The sequence below is a fragment of the Bradyrhizobium sp. UFLA05-109 genome (assembly GCF_054185165.1).
In genome coordinates, this window is sequence record NZ_JBBIAR010000048.1 from 32,563 (window position 1) to 53,369 (window position 20,807).

Consider the following 20,807-nt stretch of genomic DNA (forward strand, 5'->3'; position numbering starts at 1 on the left):
CAAAGGACACTCCGCTGCCAACCTTGTCTGAAGGTTGCGCGAGGATACGAATGTGTCGGTTCGCAGGCGAGGCGTTGCAATTTTACAAGAATCTTGGTCGACGCAATCAGTTCAGGCGCAACAAGCGGGCGCGCGGGCGCAGGGCAGCGCGATCGGCTGCGGCGTGCTGGATGAAGTCTGGTGTCAGGAGGTCGATTGCGGGCACGTCTCGTGCCGCCACATCCGCTGATCACGGCGTGGACCGTGCTCCCAGAGGGAGCACGGTCGTTTTCGAAAGCGCCGCTTAGCCGCCGCGGAACAGCGACAGGATGCTCTGGCTGTTCTGGTTGGCGATCGAGAGCGCCTGAACGCCGAGCTGCTGCTGGGTCTGAAGCGCCTGGAGGCGAGTGGACTCCGCGTTCATGTCGGCGTCGACGAGCTGGCCGACACCACGGTCAACCGAGTCCATCAGGGTCTTGACGAAGTCCGTGTTGGTCGAGATGCGATTCTTGACGGCACCGAGATTGGCAGCGGCCGAGCTCACCGAGTTGATTGCACCAGTGACCTGCGCGATGTAGCCATCGAGCGTGGTCTGGTCGGCCGTCGAATCGGTCAGCGCGGAGATGTTGATCGTGTCGACCGACGCACCGCCGCTCACCGTGTCCAGGATGCCGGTCTGGGTGCTGGTATAGAGCGCGTAGTTGGCGGTCGTCACGGCGATGGAACCGATGGTGGGCGTGCCGCCGACACGCGAGTACGACGACACGAGATTGAAGGTCGTCGGTGTGGTCGCGGTCGTGCTCAGCCAGTTGATTCCGTTGAAGGTCGCCGAGTTGGCCTTGAGCTTCATATCCTGCTGGATCTGGGTGATGTCCGACTGGATCTTGGTGCGGTCGATGCCGGCGGTCTTGGCTTCGACCAGCAGCGACTGGAGCTTGGTCAGGCCGGAGTTGCTGTCGCCGATAACCGAGGTCAGAGCGGTATATTCGGTGTCGACGGTCGCAGCCGACAGACCGAGCGAGTCGGAGACCGCGGAGAGCGCGGCATTGTCGGAGCGCATCGAGGTCGCAATCGACCAATAGGCCGAGTTGTCGGAGGCCGTCGAGACGCGCTGGCCGGTCGAGATCCGGTTTTCGGTCGTCTGCAGGCTGGCGCTGACAGACCGGAGGGTCTGGAGCGCGGTCATTGCGGAGGAGTTGGTGAGGAGACTAGAACCCATTTTTGATGTCCCTTTGAAGATTGAATTGAGCTTGGGGACATACCGGGCTTGCACCGGTACGACGGGGCGGCGTCATGCCTTTGGGCTGCGGAGAAACGGGTTAAGGCCCAACCTGTCGTAACGACGAGGCTAGCGGGCGAAGCTTGTGTGAGGCTTGTGGCTGTGTGCCCCGACCGCAACAGGGCAGCCAAAAATACCGCGTGCGCGGGACGTCATGCCAACGAAAAAGGCCGCGCGTCGCGAGAAGCGCGGCCCTCCCTCCACGGGCTTGAGGCTTAGCGGAACAGCGAGAGGATGCTCTGGCTGTTCTGGTTGGCGATCGAGAGCGCCTGAACGCCGAGCTGCTGCTGGGTCTGAAGGGCCGACAGGCGGGTTGATTCCGCGTTCAGGTCGGCGTCGACGAGCTGACCGACACCACGATCCACCGAGTCCATCAGCGACTTCACGAAGTCCGTGTTGGTCGAGATGCGGTTCTTGACGGCACCGAGATTGGCGGCGGCCGACGCCACCGAGCCGATCGCCGCGGTGACCTGCGCGATGTAGCCATCGAGCGTGGTCTGGTCAGCCGTCGAATCGGTCAGCGCGGAGATACTGATCGTGTTGACCGACGCACCGCCGCTCACCGTATCCAGGATGCCGGACTGGGTGCTGGTATAGAGAGCGTAGTTGGCGGTCGTCACGGCGATGGAACCGGTGGTGGGCGTGCCGCCGACACGCGAGTACGACGACACGAGGTTGAACGTCGCCGGTGTGGTCGCAGTCGTGCTCAGCCAGTTGATTCCGTTGAAGGTCGCCGCATTGGCGGTCGAGTTCATCTGCTGCTGGATCTGGGTGATATCCGACTGGATCTTGGTGCGGTCGATACCGGCGGTCTTGGCTTCGACCAGCAGCGACTGGAGCTTGGTCAGGCCGGAGTTGCTGTCGCCGATAACCGAGGTCAGAGCGGTGTACTGCGTGTCGACGGTCGCGGCCGACAGACCGAGCGAGTCGGAGACGGCGGAGAGCGCGGCGTTGTCGGCGCGCATCGAGGTCGCGATCGACCAATAGGCGGCGTTGTCGGAGGCGGTGGCCACGCGTTGGCCGGTGGAGATCCGGCTCTGCGTGGTGGAGAGCTGCGAGCTCACAGACCGCAGGGTCTGGAGCGCGGTCATGGCGGACGAGTTCGTAAGCAGGCTCGACATTGCGAATGTCCCTTTATGTACGCGTTACATTTTCACGAGGGGACATACCGGGCTTTCACCGGTACGGAGGGGCGGCATCATGCCTTTGGACTGATGTGGGTGGGGTCCAACCCGCCGTGACGCATTGCTAGCACGCCGAATCTTGCTTCCAGATTAAGAGCAGCTTGAATTTCGCAGCAATATCATATGGTTAATATTACTCTTCGCTAACCATAACCAGCCCGTTGGCCGACCATCGCGCTCACGAGAACGACCGCACCAGGCCCGAGGCGAGCAGGTTCCAGCCGTCAATCAGCACGAAAAACAACATCTTGAACGGCAGCGCGATCACCGTGGGCGGCATCATCATCATGCCCATCGACATCGTCAGCGTCGCCACGATCATGTCGATGACGAGGAACGGCAGCATGATGAGGAATCCGATCTCGAAGGAGCGGCGAAGCTCGGAGATCATGAAAGCCGGAATAATGACGCGCAGGTCGATGCGCTTGTCGTCGAACTTCTTGCGAAAGCTTTCCGCCGCGAGCGACTCGAAGGTCTGAAGATCCTTGTCCCGGACATGGGCCAGCATGAACTCGCGGAACGGATCGGTGATCTTCAGATAGGCCTCCTCCTCCGAGATCTCGTTCTTCATCAGCGGCTGGACGCCGGTCTCCCAGGCGCGGTCGAAGGTCGGCGCCATCACGTAGAAGGTCATGAACAGCGCGAGGCTGATCAGCACGAGGTTGGCCGGCGTGGTCTGAAGGCCGAGGCCGGAGCGCAGGAACGACAGCGCCACCGCAAATCGCGTGAAGCTCGTCACCATGATCAGCAGACCCGGCGCTACCGACAGCACCGTGATCAGCGCCATCAGCTGGATGATGCGGCCGCTGGTCGAGCCGTTCCCCGGAGGCAGCAGGGAGTTGAGGTCCGGTATCTGGGCAGACGCCGCCTCGGGCAGGAGGATCAGCAGCAACGCAAGCAGCAGGACTTTCGTTCTCACTGGATCACCAATGTCTCGATAATTAATTCGCGGACCTTGCCCGAGGAGCGGACATTGGCCCGCTCGGACAAGTCATCCCGCAGATGCTGAAGTCCCCGCGCGCCCTCGAACTGGGCAGCGGTGGCTGACCTGAGATAGGCGACGATATCCTCGCTGATGTGAGCGGCCAGAATGCCCGCCTCCTCGTCGTTCATGCTGTCCGTGACCATGGAGGCTTCGACGCGGGCCCAATTGTTGGCGGGCGCCGCAAGATTGGTGACGACCGGCGACAGCTTCCGCAACCGCGCCGTCCCTGTATAGGTAGACGCAACGGGCGGCGGGGTGACGTTCTTCCTGGCATCAACGACGCGCTCGGCCGTCACCAGCAGGTGATAGCCCGTGGCAGCGCCGGCGCCGACCGCGAGCAGCGTCAGGATCACTATGGCCGCGATCAGGCGCATGGCGCCCCGCGGCTCCGCGATCCGGCGCGCTCGCCTTGCAAATCAGAACGGCGCCACGGTGTCATAGATCCGATGTCCCCATCCTGGCTGCTGCACGTCAGACAGATTTCCGCGACCGCCATAGGACACGCGTGCCTCGGCGATCTTCTCATAAGAGATGGTGTTTCCCCGCGAAATGTCTCGCGGACGCACGATGCCCCCGACGTTGAGCACGCGCATCTCCGTGTTGACCTTGAATTCCTGCGAGCCACTGATCATCACATTGCCGTTAGGCAACACGTCGGTGACGATGGCGGCGATCGAAAGCTTGATGTCCTCGGCACGGTCGATCTGACCATTACCCTTGATCTGGGTGTTGGTTGAGAGATTGGCGTTGGTCTGACCGGTGTCGCTCCATCCTGCGACATTCATCAACCAGTCGAGGCCGAACTTGATCTGCGAATCGCGCGAGCGGTCGGTCTTGTTGTCGAGCTTCGCTTTGTCCTGCATCGAGATGATCACCGTCACGACGTCACCGACGCGCCGCGCGCGTGGGTCGCGGTAGAGATCGGTGCCGTCGTCCCAGGTCGAGCGATAGCTCACGGGCGTGCGGACACGCGGCGTCACTGGGATTGGATCGGCCTGCGACCTCAGCCCGCTGCCGATGGGCGACACCTGCGGGCCGGTCAAGACCTCGGCGGGGTCATGGGAGCATCCGGCCAGAAGCACGGGCGACAGCAGCAGCGACAGGATAAGCATCGGCTTCTTCATTTACTTGGTCTTCCCGTCCTCCACGCGACGCATTCCGCCGAGGAGATCGGCCAGATGCGCCGCGCGTGCCGTATCCATCTCATCGAAGATCGCGCTCGAGCTCCTGGGACTAAGCTTGGCGAGCACGGCCGCAGCGGTCTCGTCCGCCATGCTGGCAATCTGGTTTGCAGCAGATTCCGGCTTCATGCGCGAGTAGATCTCGACCACGCTCGCCTCGGCCTTCTTCAGGAACTCGTCGCGAAGCGCCATCCATTTCTCATATTCGACCCGCTTGGCCTCGACCTCCGCGATCCGCTCGCGCAGCAGAGTCTCCGCCTTCTCCAGCTCCTTCAACTGCCAAGCCAGCCGGGCGTCGACGGCAGAATCGGCGACGCTGCTGCAGAACTGCGCAACGTCGTTCTCGGGCGCCGCAGCCGCAACAGGCGGCGCGGGCTTCGGCGCGTTGCCCGTCCTGGCCGGCCGCGCGAGGGGCGGCGTCTCGGGAGCTGGTACCGCGCCGGTAGTCAGAGGTGCGGCATCCTCCGCAGCCCAGGCCGTCGCCCTCACGGAATTCGTGTCACTGGGGAGCGGCGCGAGGGGCGCACGCGGCTTCTGCGGGCCTGCCGCCCGCGATCGCGCGAAAGAGAGCAGATTCAGCGGCTTTGACTGCTTCGGCTCGTCCAGCGCCGCAGCCGGCGATGCGCTCGCCAGCACGGACACCGCGATCAAGCAGAAGAGATGCGTTTTGTAATCCAGCTTCAGCATCGGGCCGCGCGCGAATCTCGGTCGAGACGACAGACATGCGCGATCAGGCTTGCTTGGCGCTTGCGCGTCATTGGACGATCACATCCGCCTGAAGCGCGCCGGCCGTCTTGATCGCCTGGAGGATCGCGATGATTCCGGATGGCTTGAGGCCGATCTGGTTGAGACCGTGCACCAGGCGCTGCAAATCCACGCCGCTGAGGATCGCAACCTGGGCTCCAGCTTCGTTGGCCTCGACCATGGTCTGCGGAACGACCACGGTCTTGCCTTGCGAGAACGGCGCGGGCTGCGACACCACGGGAAGCTCCGTCACACGGACCGTCAGATTGCCGTGCGTCACCGCAACGGTCGATATCCGCACATCGCGCCCAATCACCACCGTGCCGGTGCGCTCGTTGATCACCACCCGTGCGGGCGTATCCGGCTCGACGGTCAACTCACCGATCTCGGCGAGAAAGCGGACCGGGCCGGCATAGCTCGGCTTCGACAGCACGATGGTCCGATAGTCGCGCTCGAAGGCAATCTGCGACCGGTAGCGGCCGCCGGCGTAACGGTTGATGGCATCGAGGATTCGCGTCGCGGTGACGAAATCGGGGTTCTTCAGCTCGAGGACGAGGAACTCCATCTCGTGAAGGCTTCCCTGCACCTCCCGCTCGACCAGCGCGCCGTTCGGAATGCGACCGGCGGTCGGCGTACCCTGACTGACATTCTGCGCCTGACCTCCGACGCTATAGCCGGCAACGGTGACGGCGCCTTGCGCCACGGCGTAGACGGCGCCATCGGCCGCGCGCAGCGACGTCATCACGAGCGTGCCGCCGAGCAGCGAGGTGGCGTCTCCGAGCGAGGACACCGTCACGTCCATGCGCTCGCCTGGCGAGATCGACGGCGGCAGGTCCGCGGTCACCATGACCGCCGCGACGTTGCGCGTGCGCAGCGTGGTCGGCCGTGCCGTGTTGTTCGTGCTCGTGGTGTCGTTCCTGAGATTGATGCCCATGTTCTCGAGCATCGACTGGAGCGACTGTTCCGTGAACGGCGCGTTGCGCAGCGTGTCGCCGGTGCCGTTGAGACCGATGACGAGGCCATAGCCGACGATCTGGTTTTCGCGCAGTCCCTTGATATCAGCGATGTCCTTGATACGGACGGCAGCCTGCGCGCTTGCCGCGGAGACGATGAGGATGAACGCAAGCAGCAGCCTGATCATGATCCATCCATGACCTTAACGGTGCCGTCCGGCTGGACGATGCCCTTGATGATCACGCCGGTGTCGGTGTTGCGCACCGGGATGAGCGCGCCGGCCGCACCCGATTGCAGGGCCGAGCCATAGGTGACGATCGAGAGGCCACTGTCTTCGACCACGACCTTGACGATGGCCCCGCGCGCGACGGTCCAGGGATCCTCGACCGCATTGGTCGGGATCGGCTGGCCCGGCAGCAGCGTCCGCCGCGCCATGCGTCCGACCAGCACCTGACGTCCTTCGATGAACATGGCGACGCCGAGGAGGTTGGCCGCGAAGGCACGCTCCGTGATCATGTCCTCGCGGATCAGTTCGCCCGCGCGGATCGACACGGCCGGCACCGGAAGCCGCCGATCCTCGGCCGCAGCCAGGGATGCAGAAGCGAGCACCAGCAGCGCGGCGGCCAGCCCGCGCATGATCAGGCCGAGCCTGTTCGACATGGATACACCGGCACTAGCGGCCAAGACCCTTCGACACGGTCTGGGCCATCTCATCCGAGGCCGTGATGACCTTGGCATTCATCTCATAGGCGCGCTGCGCCGAGATCAGCTCGGTAATTTCCTTGACGGGATCGACGTTCGAAGCCTCGAGATATTGCTGGTTGATCTTGCCGTAGCCGGAATCGCCCGGCAGCCCGACAACCGGCGTTCCGGAAGCCGTGGTCTCACGATAGAGATTGCTGCCCAGCGGTTCGAGGCCGGCTTCGTTGGCGAAGTTCGCGAGGTTGAGCTGGCCGATCTGGCGCGGATTCACTTCCGTATCCAGCTTGGCAAACACCTGTCCGGTCTGGTTGACCGTGACCTGGACCGTTCCCTGCGGCACCGTGATCGCAGGATCCAGCAAATAGCCGTCCATTGTGACGAGCTGGCCGTTGGCATTGGTGTTGAACGAGCCTGCGCGGGTATATTGCACCTCGTTGTTCGGGCCCAACACCTGAAACCAGCCGCGGCCGTTGATCGCCAAATCGTAGGGATTGCCCGTCTGCGTGAGCGCGCCCTGGATGTGCAGTTTGCGGATGGCCGCCGACCTGACGCCAAGACCGAGATTGGCGCCCTCGGGGATCGGCGAGGAGCCCGTCGCGTTCGGAACGCCCTGCATACGATCCATCTGGTAGAAGAGATCGGTGAATTCCGCACGCGCTCGCTTGAACGACGTCGTGTTGATGTTGGCGATGTTGTTCGCGATGACCTCGATGTTGGTCTGCTGCGCGTTCATTCCGGTGGCCGCGATGGCGAGCGATTTCACAACTTGATTCCTTCAGATCAGATCGACATGCGAACGACTTCTTGGTAGGCCTGCACGACCTTGTCGCGAACCGCGACCGCCGTTTGCAGCGTCTGCTCCGCCGACATCAGCGCTTCGACGACGCGCCGCGTGGACTCCTTGCCCTGGATCGCTGAGATCGACGCGGCCTCACCGGCCTTGAGCGTCCCGATCGCATCCGTCGTGACCTGCTTGAGCACGGAGTCGAAGCCGACCTCCCCACCCGACTGAACGGCGCCTGCCGCAGGCGCAGTCACTTGTGCTTCAATCGAGCGGGCCACCGTCTGGCCCGCGGAGATCGCGGTGGACGCAATTGCCTCTAACATCGTCAGCTCCTTAGGAGATCGATGGTCATGCCGACCATCGACCGCACCTGTTTCACGACCTGAAGATTGGCCTCATAGGATCGATTGACCTCGCGCATGTCGGCCATCTCGATCATCATGTTGACGTTGGGCAGCTTGACGTAGCCGGCCTTGTCGGCAGCCGGATGGCCCGGCTCGTATTCGACGCGGTATGGGCTGGTATCGACGCCGACTTCCTTGACTTTGACGAGCTGGCCGCCTGCGGCGCGATCCATCTCGGCATCGAAAGTCACGGTCTTGCGCTGATACGGGTCGGCACCGGCGGTGCGCCCCGTCGAATTCGCGTTCGCCAGGTTTTCCGAGACGATGCGCATCCGCGTCGACTGCGCCTCTAGTCCGGAGCTCGCGACCGCGAGCGAAGCCTGCAGGGAATCCACCATGTCAGGTCACCTCAGGCCTTCACGCCGGACAGCAGCATCCGGTTGAACGACCGCACGATCGCAGCATTCATGGAATAGTCGCGGTTGACCTCGCCGCCCTTGAGCATCTCCTGCTCCAGGCTGACGGAGTTGCCGGAGTGCACGACGTCCCAGCTGTCTTTCTTGGCGTTGGTTCGCGTATCGGTCTCGGCCGCACTCAACTGCATGTGCGATGGCGATGTCGTAGCGAGCCTGACCGGCGTGGCATCGAGGACCTTGTTGAACGGCTCGACGTCACGCGCCTTGAAACCGGGCGTGTTGACGTTGGCTACGTTCGCTGCGATCGTCGACTGGCGCAGCTCCAGCCACCGGGCCTGCGAGGAAGCAAGTTCAAACAGATAAAGCGGTCCCACGGCAGCTCCCGATCTCGTCTATGCAGACGAACATAGGAAATTAAGCTTTTCTCAAGCTTTCGTCGCAAGACGCCTCATTGAACCTTTTCGCTTCGCGGCGTCTTCTGCGATTGCAGGAAATAGATGATCTCGGCGACCGGCCGGAAGAATTCCGGAGGGATCAGCTGGTCGACCTGCACCGCCTCGTAGAGCGCGCGCGCCAGGGCCTTGTTCTCGATCACCGGAATCCTGTTCTCTTCGGCCACCGCGCGGATCTTGAGCGCGATCGCATCCATGCCCTTGGCGAGAACCATCGGCGCCGGGCTCTCGTCGCGCTGATAGCGGAGCGCCACCGCAAAGTGCGTCGGATTCGCGATCACGAGCGAAGCGCGGGATGCAGCCGCAATCATCCGCTGGCGCGAGCGGTCGCGTGCCAGCGACCGCAGCCGCGCCTTGATCAGCGGATCGCCTTCGGCCTGCTTGTGCTCGTCCTTGAGCTCCTGCCTCGTCATGCGCAACTCGCGCCGCCAGTGAAAGCGCGCCCAGCCGAGGTCGATCGCCACCAGCACGATGGTCGCGATGCAGATCGCCGAGACGATGCGCATGGCGATGGTCAAGATCATCTCCGGCAACGCCACCGGATCGGTGTACATCGCCTCGAACGCCCTCGCCTCGGATGATCGCAGCACGAAGCCGACAACAAGGCCTACCGAGACGAGCTTAAAGACGGCTTTCGCGAATTCCACGAGCCCTTGCGTCCCGAAGATCCGGCTCCAACCCTGCGCGGGCGATACCCGGGAAAAATCCGGCTGGATGCGGGCGAACACCAGCCGCGGCACGTTCTGGAGCAGCGACGCCGCCAGCCCGAACACCGCGAGAACGAGAACCGGCGGCAGCAGGAAGCGCAACGCCTCCAGCCCGACGACCGACAGGAGGTCTTTCGCGTCCGCGGCCGTGCGCAGGCGAAAGCCGTCGGGATCGTCGAGCAGAGCTTTCAGGGTCGGAACGAGCTGCTGCACGCCCTGCCCGATCAGGAACGCCTGGATCACCATCAGCGCCGCCATCGAGGCGAAGATGGAAGCCTCCCGAGATACCGGAATTCTGCCCTGCTCGAGGGCATCGCGGATCTTTTTCTCGGTCGGCTCTTCTGTTTTGCTCTCCTGATCGGATGTCTCTGCCATGCGGGTCAGCGGTCAGCGAAAGACCAGCTCATCCTCCTGGTCGGGGTTGAGCTCGATCTCGCCGCGCTCCGCCAGATCGAGTGCGAGGTCGGTGATGACACGCCGCGCCTCCAGCACGTCGCGCTGGTTCGACGGCTCGCCGATCGCCAGCTCGTGCTCGACGACGCGCCGGACGCGCGAGGCCACGGAGGACAGGATCAACTCGCGGAAATTCTTGTCCGTGCCCTTCAGCGCGACGACGATGCGGTCAGTCGGCACCTGGTCGAAGATCATGGTCCGTGCCTTCGGCGTCAGGTTGACCACGTCGTCGAACGTGAACAGCAGCTCCTTCAGCACCTCCGCCGACTTCGGACGCTTCTCTGACAGGCTCTTCAGCATGTCCTCGATGTGGCCGCGCTCCATCTTGTTGATGATGTCGGCAACCCGCGCATACGTGTCGGCGCCGAGGTTCCGGGCGAAGTTCAGCGTCAGGTCCTCATGCAGCGTCTTCTCGACGATGCGGATGGCGTCGTCGACGATCGGCTTGAGGCTCAGCACCCGCCGCATCAGCTCGTTGCGCAGGCTCGAGGGAAGCTGGCTCATGACCTTGGCGGCGCAGGCGGGCCTGACCTTGGAGAGGATCACCGCCGCGGTTTGCGGGTGCTCCTTGGACAGGTAGCTCGCGAGCGAGTTCTCCGAGACCGACGACACGCGATCCCAGACCGACCCCGAGGAATTGCCGAGCAGGTCCGACATGATCTGGGAGACCTGCTCGGCCGGCAGAACGTCGCCGAGCACAGCCTCCAGACCCCCGAGCGTGCCGAGAATATTGGCGCCCATCGAAAATTGCTGGGCGAATTCCTCGACGATGCCTTCCAGCTCCTGCGCCGTGATCGGGCGCAGCTCGGCCGCCGCCTTCGTGACGACGCGGATCTCCTGCGGCTCGAACTGCTGCAGGACGCTGGCGGCCGCCTGACGGCCCATCGCGAGCAGGAGTGCTGCGACCTTCTGCGTTCCTCCCAGCGAGGCAACGCCGCGCTGCTTGACGGAGGTTGCGATGCCCTTCGGTTCAGCCACGATCAGCCTTCACCGTGACCGCCCAGCGGCCCGACGATCTCCGTAAGCGACACGCCGAAACGAGAATTGTCTTCTTCGACGACCACGACCTCGCCGCGCGCGACGATCCGGCCGTTGACCACGACGTCGACAGGTTCGCCGACCCTGTGATCGAGCGGGACGACCGCGCCGCGGCCGAGCTTCATGAGGTTCGCGACCGGCATGGTCGCAGCGCCCAACACCACCTGCACCGTGACGGGGATACGAAGGATCGCGTCGACATTGGCGAACTTGCCGGATTCTTCGGCCGTCCGCGCCGCGATCTCCGCCAGTCGCTCCAGCGGAGAGGTGTCGATTTGCGCCTCGCCGGACGACCCCGCCCGGCTGGCAGATGACTCATGATCGAAAGTTTGCGCCATTTGGTCTTGCCTCTTGAAAACGTTCCTCCCGGGGTTCTGCTCCGGGACGATCTCCCTGCCTGCGCGCCGACATCAGGCGACGACCCCGACGTCCGCAAACCGCATTCTCACTGTTCACCCACATCGCTGCCGCCTTTCCCCGGGACAGCCTGCGACCGCCGCGCGTCCAGCGCCGTGATTGCCTCGTGAGCCTGATCGATCTTGCTGCTGAGCACGTTGGCCAGCCGACCGAGATTTGCGGTCGAGTCGTGAGCTGCCTTGATGACGGTATCGAAGGCGCCCGCCGTCTCCTGCACGATCGTCGAGAATTCGCCCTGGTAGCTGCGCAGTCGCGCCAGCTCACGATGCATCCGGGTCACCCGCATGCTGGTGAAGGCGAGCGCAATGAGCAGAACCGCATCAACGAGATAGGATATCATCGACAAACTCCCGCTTCTGATCGACGGGATCCGCTACCTGCATGGCATAATAGCCATCGAGCTGGCCGATCTGACACCAGAACAGCACCTGGTTGTTGTTCTCGAGCCTGGCAAGCGTACGCGGCGTGGCGTTGAGCTCGATGACCTGCCCGACCTGAAACTTTGCGACCTCTCCGAGGGAGAGCACGCACTCGTCCAGCACGGCGCTCAAGGTAACCTCGGTGCGCTGGACCTCGCTCTCCATTTGCCCGCGCCAGTTCGGATCGGCGGCACGGCCGTCCGAGACGACGACATGAGCGAGCTTCTGCCTGAGCGGATTGAGCGCCGAATGCGGGATGAGCAGGAACATCTGCCCGCCGCGATAGAGCGCCTGGAGCATGATGTTGGCGCAGATCGACATGTTGCCGCTGCGTCCGATCGCAAGCGAGGCCATCGCGGTCTCGACCCGCTCGAGCCTGAAGGTGACGTCCGAGGTCGCAGCGAAGGCCGACTGCAGCGACTTGGCGAAGCGCTCGAACAGCACCTGCACCACGCGGAGCTCGATGTTCGAGAAGGACCGCTCGACGTCGATCGGCGGCTCAGCACCGTCGGAGCCGAACAGCGCCTCCACCATCGTAAACACGAAATCGCGGTCGAGCACGATGAGGACGCTCGTGTCCCACTGCTCGGCATAGAGAACCGCGGCGACCGCGTTGCCCTCGTAATCCTTGACGATGTCGCCGACACGGCCGTTGCTGATGTCGTTGACCGAAAAGTAGCACGGTGTACCGGCCATCGACTGGAGACTGTCCGTGCACGATGCCGCCATGCGATCGAAGATCACATTGAGCATCGGCATGCGGTCGATGGATATGCCCGCCGCGTCGAGCAGATAGTTCGGCAGTCGCTTCTGCTGCTCGACGTCGATCCCTTCCATCATCATGCTCTGGCAGCTTTCGGTTCGGCGTCGGTCGCGACGGCCTTTGGCCCTGCGATCGTCTCGTTCTCGACCACGTCGATCGACGGACGCTCGGTGCTGGCGATCATCTTGCGGCCGTGCTCGACGGCGATTTGCGGCATCGCGCCGTTCATGAAGGCGAGCAGGGTCTGTTTGACGATGATGTAGGGCCGACAGCGCTTCTCGCGGGTCATCTTTATCTTCAGGGCGAACGGCGAGATGATGCCATAGGAGAGGAAGATGCCGGCAAACGTGCCGACCAGCGCCGCACCGATGAAGCCGCCGAGCAGCTTGGGCGACTGGTCGAGCGCGCCCATGGCCTTGATGACGCCGAGCACGGCAGCGACGATGCCAAGCGCCGGCAACGCCTCCGACACCACGACGAGGGCGTTGTAGGGCGTGAGCTTGCTCTTCACGATGGTATGGATCTCCTCGTCCATCAGCGCTTCGATCTCGTGCGTGCGAGCATTGCCCATGATGATCAGGCGCACGTAGTCGCAGATGAACTGCAAGAGCGCGGTATCGGCGAGCACGCTCGGAAACGCCTTGAAGATCTCAGAGGACGAGGGATCATCGATATGCGCCTCGACTTCGTTGCGGCCCTTGCCCCGCAATTCGCGCATCAGGGCGTGAAGGGCGCCGAGGAGATCGAGATAGTAGCGCTCCCCCGGCACCGCCCCCGTGACCGCCTGAACCGCCGCGAGCCCGGTGTCCGCCACGACCTTCCAGGGATTGGCGACGATGAAGGTGCCGGCCGCCGTACCGAAGATGATGACGAATTCCCACGGTTGCATGAGCACGGCCAGATGCCCGCCCATGGCGGCAAAGCCGCCGAGCAAGGCGGCCACCGTGATGATGATCCCCACGAAACTGCCCAACGCGCCGCTCCATCGCCAATCCCGTCGGCCATGTCTATGCGGCGACGCTTGCGCGAAGCTGGCTTCCCCGTCGTCAGCCCCGCGCAAGCTATTCGCGGCAGCTTGGGACGATGTCGCAATGGCGGCCAAAGGGGCGCGTGTCATGCTATCCACGATCGCGGACTACACGAGACTGACCACGGACATGAGCAAGTCGCTGGCTCAGGTCGAGCAGCAGCCCGACGTCAGCCGCGATACCGCCTACTACCTTGCCAATATCGGCAACGTGAAGAGCATCGACGATTTCCTGAGTAATTATAAGCTGTACTCCTACGCGATGAAGGCCTATGGCCTGGACGACATGATCTACGCCAAGGCGTTCATGCGGAAGGTGCTGACCGAGGGTATCTCGACTACGACTACCTTCGCCAACAAGCTCGCCGACACCCGCTACCGGGAATTCGCCGCAGCCTTCAATTTCGCCGCGCTCGGCAGTCAGGCGACCCAGACCACCCAGGCCACGACCGGCACAGCCAACCAGTATGCCACGCAGACGATGGAGCAGAATGCCGGCGACCAGAACGAAGGCCTGCGGCTCGCGCTCTACTTCACGCGCAAGGCCTCCTCGATCACGAGCCCCTACCAGATCCTCGCCGACAAGGCTCTGACCCAGGTGGTGCAGACCGCTGAGGGCTGGTCGTCGATGATCAGTTCGTCCGACATCGACATGCAGGCCAAGATGATCACGGACAAGATCAATCTCACCGATTTCCAGGACCCGACCAAGGTCACCAAGTTCGTGCAGCGCTTCGCGGCGATGTGGGATGCGACCCAGGCCCAGAGCGACACCTCGACCAACCCCGCGCTGGTCCTGATCACCGGCGCGTCGACATCGTCGGTCTCCTTGGATACCGACATGCTCACGACACTTCAGAATATCAAGTTCAATAGGTAAGCCATGCAATCGGCTCTCTATGTGGGATTATCGGCGCAGGTCGCGCTGGAAAAGCGCCTCCAGACGATCGCCAACAACGTCGCCAACGTCAACACATCTGGCTTTCGCACCGACGTCGTGAAATTCGAGACGGTGCTGTCCAAGGCCGGCGCCAACCCGGTGGCATTCTCCTCGCCCGGCGACAACATCATCTCGCGCGAACAGGGCAATCTCTCCGAGACAGGCAACCCGCTAGATGTCGCGGTGGTGGGCCAGGGCTGGCTGGCCTTCGCCGGCCCCAACGGAACGGTCTATACGCGCGACGGCCGCCTCCAGATTGCCCCCAATGGCAATCTTCAGACGCTGACCGGCTTTCCCGTCATTGATTCGGGCGGAGCGCAGATCACCGTCGACCCGAACGGCGGACCGCTCACCATCGCACCCGGCGGCGCGATCACCCAGGACGGCAACGAGATCGGCACACTCGGCCTGTTCAACATTCCCACTGACGCCAACCTCGATCGCTACGGCACCTCGGGCGTCGTGCCTGATCGTCCCGCGGCCGCCATCACCGACTTCACCAAGGACGGCTTCCGTCAGAATTATGTCGAGGGATCCGGCGCCAATCCGATGCTCGAGCTGACGCGGTTGATGTCGGCATCGCGCGCCTTCGATGGCACCAATTCGCTCATCGAGGGCACTGAAAGCTCGCTTGAGAACGCGATCCGCACCCTGGGCGACCCCACCAAATAGCCTTCCCTCTGAGGACTTGCCTTGAACGCTCTCCGGCAAATTGAGTGGGCGCTGCAGGAGCTGCAGCAGAGCACCCCGATTGCAAGCACCAGCGGCGCGATTTCGGAGATCGCCCCGACGCATTTTCGCGTGTCCGGCCTGTCCCGCTTCGTCAAGCTCGGCGAGCTCATCGGGGTGACCTCGGATGGCCGGCCCCAGATCGGGGAAGTGGTTCGCATCGACCGCGACGGCATCATTGCAAAACCGTTCGACCGCCAATTCGCAGCCGGGCTCGGCTCGGTCGCATTCCGAATGCCTCCGCTGTCGCTTGCACCAGATACAAGCTGGAAGGGGCGCGTCATCAACGCGCTAGGCGCGCCACTCGACGGCATGGGCGCGCTGATTCCAGGATCGCGCGCGGTCTCGGTCGAGGCGGAAGCGTCTTCGGCCATGAAGCGGGCGCGCGTCCAAAAGCCGCTGCGCACCGGCGTACGCGTGATCGATCTGTTCGCGCCGATCTGCGCCGGCCAGCGGGTTGGCATCTTTGCCGGCTCAGGTGTCGGCAAGTCGACGCTGCTCGCGATGCTGGCGCGCAGCACCGGTTTTGACACCGTGGTCCTGGCCCTGGTGGGCGAGCGCGGCCGCGAGGTGCGCGAATTCGTCGAGGATGTGCTCGGCCACGGCCGCGACCGCGCCATCACGATCGTGTCGACGGGCGACGAGAGCCCGATGATGCGACGGCTGGCGCCGAAAACCGCGATGGCGATCGCCGAATATTTCCGCGACCGCGGCGAATCGGTCCTGCTGGTGGTCGACTCGATCACCCGGTTTGCCCATGCCTGCCGTGAAGTCGCGCTCGCCGCCGGAGAGCCTGCGGTCGCGCGCGGCTACGCGCCGAGCGTCTTCACCGATCTGCCGCGCCTGCTCGAGCGGGCCGGGCCCGGAGAGGAAGGCACCGGCACGATTACCGGAATCTTTTCCGTGCTGGTCGACGGCGATGATCACAACGAGCCGGTTGCCGACACCATTCGCGGTACGCTGGATGGACACATCGTGCTCAGCCGGCACATTGCCGACCAGGCGCGCTACCCGGCCGTGGACATTCTCGCGTCCGTCTCGCGCCTTGCGCATTGCGTCTGGGATCCCGAGGAGCGCGAGCTCGTCAGCAAGCTGCGATCCATGATCGCCAAATATGAAGACACGCGCGACCTTCGCCTGATGGGCGGATATCAATCGGGACGTGATTCGGGGCTCGATCATGCCCTCGACATGGTGCCGAAGATCTATGGCGCGATGCGTCAGGATGCTTCGGCCCCGTCCAGCGCGGATGCATTTCGCGAGCTGAGAGACGTGTTGAAGGCCGGCTAGCGCTGTCGTGCGGCGAATGGGCCCTCGCGTTAAACGCATGACTCGATGCCCACGCGGGATCGTTGGAGCGGAGCGCCAACACAGCGACGACCAGAATCGCCGTGCAATGCTGGCATAGCTCGTTGCACACGATCGGCGCCGCTTCGCCTGCTTCGCCCACGCCTCAGGCAGGGACACCGCTTGGTGAGGCCGGCATGCACACCACTCCGGCGCGCGAATGTTGCATATCGCCTCTCGAATTCCGGCGAACGACGCGACAAGCAGTCAAACGAGGGTGCATGTCGTCATCTCATGCATAAGCTCTCATCACGCTGCCTCGCCGACGAACAACATTGTTCGTTTTTCACACAACTGTCGCACACATCATGCCCGTCGTCAGGCGCATGAGACGACTCACGCTCATGAATTCCCAGGCACGCGGCGGTCAAGTTGCACACTGTGGAGAACTCGCGCAGGGACGCTTCACTTGACTATACGCAGGTATATCCAAGAGCGTCTCTACTTGCTTTTCATGACAAGGTCAGTCATCGTTTTTGCGCTGGATAAGAAACGTGGGCTGACTGAGTTTGGAATGCAGGGGCTTCGGTTGAGCAAATTCGGCCAATCGTCCGACGCTGATGGCAACAGCGACTTCCGTTCAACACTGCCACATCAGACACGCCATCGACGGCGCGATCCGCGGCGACCCGCATCGCGACGGTCGGGGTAGGTCATGCCGCTGGCACGCGAAGCAGTCGAGCTGCTGATCCAGGCGGCGAGAGCTTGGTATTTCGAGGGCGACCGACACGGGTTGCGCGATCGGGAATGGATGGCGCTGCGTTTTCTCGGGCGCGCCAACAGGTTCTCGCGGACACCGTCTGCACTGGCGGGCTTCATCGGCGCGACCAGGGCCACGGCTTCACAGATCGTGAAGACGCTCGAGACCAAGTCGTACATCATCCGCAAGCCTTCGCACGAGGACAAGCGCTCGGTGGTGCTCTGCATCACCGCTCAGGGCGAAAAGTGCCTCGCGCAGCACGACCCGATCAATCCCGTCCTGAACGCGGTGACCGCGCTCGGTTCGGAGGAACGCATCCGGCTGCGCGATTCCCTGAGGGAGATCCTCAATCATCTCGACGCGGCACATCAGCGCCTCAACGCCAGCATCTGCCGGGACTGCATGTTTCTCGCCGAGCGCAGCGCGCCCAAGGGGCGCGCAGGCCCCGAGTACACCTGCCGGCTCTATCGAGCTCCCATTTCGCCCGACGAGATCGAGCTCCTCTGCGCAAGCTTCGAGCGCGCCAACGACCGGCTGAGGGCCGAAGAGCCCCCTGACAGGATACGCGTCGCGAGCGTGTAAGCCGTTGCGGTATTTGCGCCGGGCGGACCGACGATGTCATTGCAGGTGCAGCCTGGGCGGCTTTGCGCCGCTGGTATTCTCCTCGCAGGATGCTAAGCTTCCCGTCCGACCTCGGACGAGGTGCCGACGGCGGCTGTGCCGGACCGCCGGCGCAAGCGCGCAGGTAGCGGGATCAGGGGCCTGATCCAACGCCGCGCAGCGTCAGCACTTCGTCCGCGGCGCTGTCGACCACGCCTGGGGGAGAAAGTATTGCGTATGGCCTGCGGCAATGAAGTTTCGATGACGGCGCGCGATACTCGCCATTGCCCATTGTCTTCGCGGGTCGACCTCCCGGACGCAGCATCCGAGCACGCCTGGAAGGTTGACGCCGTATCTTCTTCTGGCCATCCCGGTTGATAATGGTCCCGGCTCAATGCTCATCAGCAGACGGGAGGACAGCATGGAAGGCGCCATGACCGCAGCCGCGCCGGCCTTGGTGCGCTTTTCCGGCATCCAGAAGACCTACGACGGCGAGCACCTCGTGGTGAAGAACCTAGACCTCGACATCAGGAAGGGCGAGTTCATCACCCTGCTCGGTCCGTCCGGCTCGGGCAAGACGACCACGCTGATGATGCTGGCGGGCTTCGAGGTCCCGACCCACGGCGAAATCTACCTCGCCGATCGGCCGATCAAGAACATGCCGCCGCACAAGCGCGACATCGGAATGGTGTTCCAGAACTATGCGCTGTTTCCGCACCTGACGATCGAGGAGAATGTCGCCTTCCCGCTGTCCGTCCGCAAGGTCAACAAGGCCGAGGCGCAGGAGCGCGTGCGCGCGGCGCTGCGCATGATCAAGATGGAAGCCCTGGCGCAGCGGCGTCCGGGACAATTGTCCGGCGGCCAGCAGCAGCGCGTCGCGCTGGCCCGCGCGCTGGTCTTCAACCCGCAAATCGTGCTGATGGACGAGCCGCTCGGCGCCCTGGACAAGCGCCTGCGGGAGCAGATGCAGCTGGAGATCAAGCAACTGCACGAGACGATGGGCATCACCATCGTCTACGTCACGCACGACCAGAGCGAGGCGCTCACCATGTCGGACCGTATCGCCGTGTTCAACGATGGCATCGTGCAGCAAATCGACAGGCCCGACGCGCTGTACGAGCACCCCGTGAACAGCTTCGTCGCCCACTTCGTCGGCGAAAACAACGTGCTGGCCGGCACCGTCGAGACGATCGAGCAGGGATATTGCCGCGTCGCGCTGGCCTCCGGCGGCGCCGTCATGGCCCGGGCAGTCAACGTGGCGAGCAGCGGCGCCGCCACCTCGCTGTCGGTGCGGCCGGAGCGGATCTCCATCGTGATGGACGGGGCGATCAGCGAGGGACCGAACCGCCTGCCGGCCACGGTGCAGAGCACCATCTATCTCGGTGACCACACGCTGGCCGTGCTCGAGGTCGCCGGCGAGGAGTTCATGGTCAAGCTTCAGCCGGGCGAACATCACAGCTTGAGACAGGGCGAAAGCGTGTCCATCACGTTCCGCCCCGAAGACTGCCTGGCCCTTGATCCCGTGTAATCGAGCGGTACTGCACACTTTCGAGAACGCAACTCACAACAAGCAACTCACAACAAGAAGGGAACGAAGACGATGCTGAAGCTCAAGATGGCACTGGGATTCGCCGCGACGCTGACCGCAGGCGTTGCTCTGGCAACAGTCGCGCAGGCGCGTGACCTCACCGTCGTATCGTGGGGCGGTGCGTATCAGGACGCCCAGAAGAAGGTCTATTTCGAGCCGTTTAAGAAGGCGGCCGGCGTTCCCATGAACGATGAGTCCTGGGACGGCGGCATCGGCGTGCTGCGGGCCAAGGTGCAGGGCGGCGCCGCCACCTGGGACGTCGTCCAGGTCGAGAGCGAGGAGCTCGCTGTCGGCTGCGACGAGGGCCTGTTCGAGAAGATCGACTACAGCAAGATCGGCGGCGAGGCCGCCTATCTGCCGCCGTCGGTCAATTCGTGCGGCGTCGGCGCGATCCTGTACGATTTCGTTCTCGGCTACGACAAGGACAAGCTGAAGGACGCGCCGAAGGGCTGGGCGGACTTCTTCGACACCAAGAAATATCCGGGCAAGCGCGGCCTGCGCCAGGGTCCGAAGACCACGCTGGAGATCGCCCTCATCGCTGACGGCGTCGCGCCAAAGGACGTCTACAAGGTGCTGGCCACCGACGAGGGCGTCGATCGCGCCTTCAAGAAGCTCGACACCATCAAGGGCGACATCGTGTGGTGGAAGGCTGGCGCCCAGCCGCCGCAATTGCTCGCCTCGGGCGAAGTGGCGATGACGTCGGTCTATAACGGCCGCATCGACACCGCGAACAAGAACGAGAAGAAGAACTTCGGCATGGTGTGGGATGGTGCGCTCTATACGCTCGACAGCTGGGTCATCCTGAAGGGCAGCCCGAACAAGGACGCCGCCTACAAGTTCCTGGACTTCGCCGGCAAGGCCGAGAACCAGTCCAAGCTCTCGGAGAACATCGCCTACGGCACCTCGAACAAGGACGCCGCCGGGCTGATCCAGCCGGCCGTTCTGAAGGACCTGCCGACGGCGCCGGACAACATGAAGAATGCGGTCGAGATCAACGTCGCGTTCTGGCTCGAGAACATCGACCGCCTGACCGAGCGCTTCAACAAGTGGGCGGCGAAATAACGCGCCCGCCAGG

The 20,807-nt window shown here is 63.5% G+C and carries 24 protein-coding genes; 6 read left to right on the forward strand and 18 right to left on the reverse strand.

Annotated features, from left to right (window positions below):
* Positions 1 to 283: 283 nt before the first annotated feature.
* From Q3C01_RS29955 to motA, 18 genes are all read right to left on the reverse strand, one after another.
* On the reverse strand, positions 284 to 1,198 hold the full coding sequence (locus Q3C01_RS29955) for a flagellin N-terminal helical domain-containing protein (protein ID WP_458148888.1): 915 nt from the start codon (positions 1,196 to 1,198) through the stop codon (positions 284 to 286).
* Positions 1,199 to 1,473: 275 nt separating this feature from the next.
* Positions 1,474 to 2,379, reverse strand: coding sequence for a flagellin N-terminal helical domain-containing protein (locus Q3C01_RS29960; protein WP_458148889.1), 906 nt, complete (start codon positions 2,377 to 2,379; stop codon positions 1,474 to 1,476).
* A gap of 241 nt (positions 2,380 to 2,620) precedes the next feature.
* Positions 2,621 to 3,361 carry a flagellar type III secretion system pore protein FliP gene (gene fliP, locus Q3C01_RS29965; protein ID WP_458148890.1) on the reverse strand — a complete coding sequence of 247 codons (741 nt, stop codon included), beginning with the start codon at positions 3,359 to 3,361 and terminating at the stop codon, positions 2,621 to 2,623.
* Entirely contained in the window at positions 3,358 to 3,801 is a 444-nt protein-coding gene (locus tag Q3C01_RS29970) for a flagellar basal body-associated FliL family protein (RefSeq protein ID WP_458148891.1), read from the reverse strand. Before Q3C01_RS29970 ends, fliP begins: the two co-directional genes overlap by 4 nt.
* Positions 3,802 to 3,843: 42 nt before the next feature.
* Positions 3,844 to 4,551 carry a flagellar basal body L-ring protein FlgH gene (flgH, locus tag Q3C01_RS29975; protein WP_458148892.1) on the reverse strand — a complete coding sequence of 236 codons (708 nt, stop codon included), beginning with the start codon at positions 4,549 to 4,551 and terminating at the stop codon, positions 3,844 to 3,846.
* Entirely contained in the window at positions 4,552 to 5,295 is a 744-nt protein-coding gene (locus Q3C01_RS29980) for a MotE family protein (RefSeq protein ID WP_458148893.1), read from the reverse strand.
* 67 nt (positions 5,296 to 5,362) lie between these two features.
* Positions 5,363 to 6,493: a flagellar basal body P-ring protein FlgI gene (gene flgI / locus Q3C01_RS29985; protein ID WP_458148894.1), complete on the reverse strand. Its 1,131-nt coding sequence runs from the start codon at positions 6,491 to 6,493 to the stop codon at positions 5,363 to 5,365.
* Positions 6,490 to 6,966 (reverse strand): flagellar basal body P-ring formation chaperone FlgA, encoded by a 477-nt coding sequence (flgA, locus tag Q3C01_RS29990; RefSeq protein WP_458148895.1) that lies wholly within the window; start codon positions 6,964 to 6,966, stop codon positions 6,490 to 6,492. The genes flgI and flgA overlap by 4 nt, the downstream gene beginning before the upstream one ends.
* 13 nt (positions 6,967 to 6,979) lie before the next feature.
* Positions 6,980 to 7,771 (reverse strand): flagellar basal-body rod protein FlgG, encoded by a 792-nt coding sequence (gene flgG, locus Q3C01_RS29995; protein ID WP_254098068.1) that lies wholly within the window; start codon positions 7,769 to 7,771, stop codon positions 6,980 to 6,982.
* A 17-nt stretch (positions 7,772 to 7,788) separates the two neighbouring features.
* Positions 7,789 to 8,115, reverse strand: coding sequence for a flagellar hook-basal body complex protein FliE (gene fliE, locus Q3C01_RS30000; RefSeq protein WP_458148896.1), 327 nt, complete (start codon positions 8,113 to 8,115; stop codon positions 7,789 to 7,791).
* Positions 8,116 to 8,117: 2 nt separating this feature from the next.
* Positions 8,118 to 8,534 (reverse strand): flagellar basal body rod protein FlgC, encoded by a 417-nt coding sequence (gene flgC / locus Q3C01_RS30005; protein ID WP_458148897.1) that lies wholly within the window; start codon positions 8,532 to 8,534, stop codon positions 8,118 to 8,120.
* Between the two features lie 11 nt (positions 8,535 to 8,545).
* Positions 8,546 to 8,926 carry a flagellar basal body rod protein FlgB gene (gene flgB, locus Q3C01_RS30010; protein ID WP_458148898.1) on the reverse strand — a complete coding sequence of 127 codons (381 nt, stop codon included), beginning with the start codon at positions 8,924 to 8,926 and terminating at the stop codon, positions 8,546 to 8,548.
* Between the two features lie 74 nt (positions 8,927 to 9,000).
* Positions 9,001 to 10,086 carry a flagellar biosynthesis protein FlhB gene (gene flhB / locus Q3C01_RS30015; RefSeq protein WP_458148899.1) on the reverse strand — a complete coding sequence of 362 codons (1,086 nt, stop codon included), beginning with the start codon at positions 10,084 to 10,086 and terminating at the stop codon, positions 9,001 to 9,003.
* Positions 10,087 to 10,098: 12 nt separating this feature from the next.
* Entirely contained in the window at positions 10,099 to 11,142 is a 1,044-nt protein-coding gene (locus Q3C01_RS30020) for a flagellar motor switch protein FliG (protein ID WP_458148900.1), read from the reverse strand.
* 2 nt (positions 11,143 to 11,144) lie between these two features.
* Positions 11,145 to 11,540 (reverse strand): flagellar motor switch protein FliN, encoded by a 396-nt coding sequence (fliN, locus tag Q3C01_RS30025; RefSeq protein WP_458148901.1) that lies wholly within the window; start codon positions 11,538 to 11,540, stop codon positions 11,145 to 11,147.
* Between the two features lie 107 nt (positions 11,541 to 11,647).
* Positions 11,648 to 11,959, reverse strand: coding sequence for a hypothetical protein (locus Q3C01_RS30030; protein WP_458148902.1), 312 nt, complete (start codon positions 11,957 to 11,959; stop codon positions 11,648 to 11,650).
* Positions 11,940 to 12,881, reverse strand: a complete 942-nt coding sequence (locus tag Q3C01_RS30035) for a flagellar motor switch protein FliM (protein ID WP_458148903.1) — start codon at positions 12,879 to 12,881, stop codon at positions 11,940 to 11,942. Before Q3C01_RS30035 ends, Q3C01_RS30030 begins: the two co-directional genes overlap by 20 nt.
* Positions 12,878 to 13,774, reverse strand: a complete 897-nt coding sequence (gene motA / locus Q3C01_RS30040) for a flagellar motor stator protein MotA (RefSeq protein WP_458148904.1) — start codon at positions 13,772 to 13,774, stop codon at positions 12,878 to 12,880. The genes Q3C01_RS30035 and motA overlap by 4 nt, the downstream gene beginning before the upstream one ends.
* Positions 13,775 to 13,916: 142 nt before the next feature.
* Between motA and Q3C01_RS30045 the strand changes: the two genes are divergently transcribed.
* From Q3C01_RS30045 to Q3C01_RS30070, 6 genes are all read left to right on the forward strand, one after another.
* Positions 13,917 to 14,708, forward strand: a complete 792-nt coding sequence (locus tag Q3C01_RS30045) for a DUF1217 domain-containing protein (protein WP_458148905.1) — start codon at positions 13,917 to 13,919, stop codon at positions 14,706 to 14,708.
* Between the two features lie 3 nt (positions 14,709 to 14,711).
* Entirely contained in the window at positions 14,712 to 15,440 is a 729-nt protein-coding gene (gene flgF, locus Q3C01_RS30050; RefSeq protein WP_458148906.1) for a flagellar basal-body rod protein FlgF, read from the forward strand.
* 21 nt (positions 15,441 to 15,461) lie between these two features.
* A complete protein-coding gene (gene fliI / locus Q3C01_RS30055; protein ID WP_458148907.1) occupies positions 15,462 to 16,787 on the forward strand; it encodes a flagellar protein export ATPase FliI in 1,326 nt (441 codons plus the stop codon).
* A 712-nt stretch (positions 16,788 to 17,499) separates the two neighbouring features.
* On the forward strand, positions 17,500 to 18,126 hold the full coding sequence (locus Q3C01_RS30060) for a MarR family winged helix-turn-helix transcriptional regulator (RefSeq protein ID WP_458148908.1): 627 nt from the start codon (positions 17,500 to 17,502) through the stop codon (positions 18,124 to 18,126).
* 451 nt (positions 18,127 to 18,577) lie between these two features.
* Positions 18,578 to 19,672, forward strand: coding sequence for an ABC transporter ATP-binding protein (locus Q3C01_RS30065; RefSeq protein WP_458148909.1), 1,095 nt, complete (start codon positions 18,578 to 18,580; stop codon positions 19,670 to 19,672).
* 72 nt (positions 19,673 to 19,744) lie between these two features.
* Positions 19,745 to 20,794, forward strand: coding sequence for an ABC transporter substrate-binding protein (locus tag Q3C01_RS30070; protein ID WP_458148910.1), 1,050 nt, complete (start codon positions 19,745 to 19,747; stop codon positions 20,792 to 20,794).
* The last annotated feature ends 13 nt before the right edge of the window (positions 20,795 to 20,807 follow it).

Coding starts and splice junctions, on each gene's coding strand:
- Q3C01_RS29955 (WP_458148888.1), bottom strand. CDS start 1,198: ATGGGTTCTAGTCTCCTCACCAACTCCTCCGCAATGACCGCGCTCCAG.
- Q3C01_RS29960 (WP_458148889.1), bottom strand. CDS start 2,379: ATGTCGAGCCTGCTTACGAACTCGTCCGCCATGACCGCGCTCCAGACC.
- Q3C01_RS29970 (WP_458148891.1), bottom strand. CDS start 3,801: ATGCGCCTGATCGCGGCCATAGTGATCCTGACGCTGCTCGCGGTCGGC.
- flgH (WP_458148892.1), bottom strand. CDS start 4,551: ATGAAGAAGCCGATGCTTATCCTGTCGCTGCTGCTGTCGCCCGTGCTT.
- Q3C01_RS29980 (WP_458148893.1), bottom strand. CDS start 5,295: ATGCTGAAGCTGGATTACAAAACGCATCTCTTCTGCTTGATCGCGGTG.
- flgI (WP_458148894.1), bottom strand. CDS start 6,493: ATGATCAGGCTGCTGCTTGCGTTCATCCTCATCGTCTCCGCGGCAAGC.
- flgA (WP_458148895.1), bottom strand. CDS start 6,966: ATGTCGAACAGGCTCGGCCTGATCATGCGCGGGCTGGCCGCCGCGCTG.
- fliE (WP_458148896.1), bottom strand. CDS start 8,115: ATGTTAGAGGCAATTGCGTCCACCGCGATCTCCGCGGGCCAGACGGTG.
- flgC (WP_458148897.1), bottom strand. CDS start 8,534: ATGGTGGATTCCCTGCAGGCTTCGCTCGCGGTCGCGAGCTCCGGACTA.
- flhB (WP_458148899.1), bottom strand. CDS start 10,086: ATGGCAGAGACATCCGATCAGGAGAGCAAAACAGAAGAGCCGACCGAG.
- fliN (WP_458148901.1), bottom strand. CDS start 11,540: ATGGCGCAAACTTTCGATCATGAGTCATCTGCCAGCCGGGCGGGGTCG.
- Q3C01_RS30030 (WP_458148902.1), bottom strand. CDS start 11,959: ATGATATCCTATCTCGTTGATGCGGTTCTGCTCATTGCGCTCGCCTTC.
- Q3C01_RS30035 (WP_458148903.1), bottom strand. CDS start 12,881: ATGATGATGGAAGGGATCGACGTCGAGCAGCAGAAGCGACTGCCGAAC.
- Q3C01_RS30045 (WP_458148905.1), top strand. CDS start 13,917: ATGCTATCCACGATCGCGGACTACACGAGACTGACCACGGACATGAGC.
- flgF (WP_458148906.1), top strand. CDS start 14,712: ATGCAATCGGCTCTCTATGTGGGATTATCGGCGCAGGTCGCGCTGGAA.
- Q3C01_RS30060 (WP_458148908.1), top strand. CDS start 17,500: ATGCCGCTGGCACGCGAAGCAGTCGAGCTGCTGATCCAGGCGGCGAGA.
- Q3C01_RS30065 (WP_458148909.1), top strand. CDS start 18,578: ATGACCGCAGCCGCGCCGGCCTTGGTGCGCTTTTCCGGCATCCAGAAG.
- Q3C01_RS30070 (WP_458148910.1), top strand. CDS start 19,745: ATGCTGAAGCTCAAGATGGCACTGGGATTCGCCGCGACGCTGACCGCA.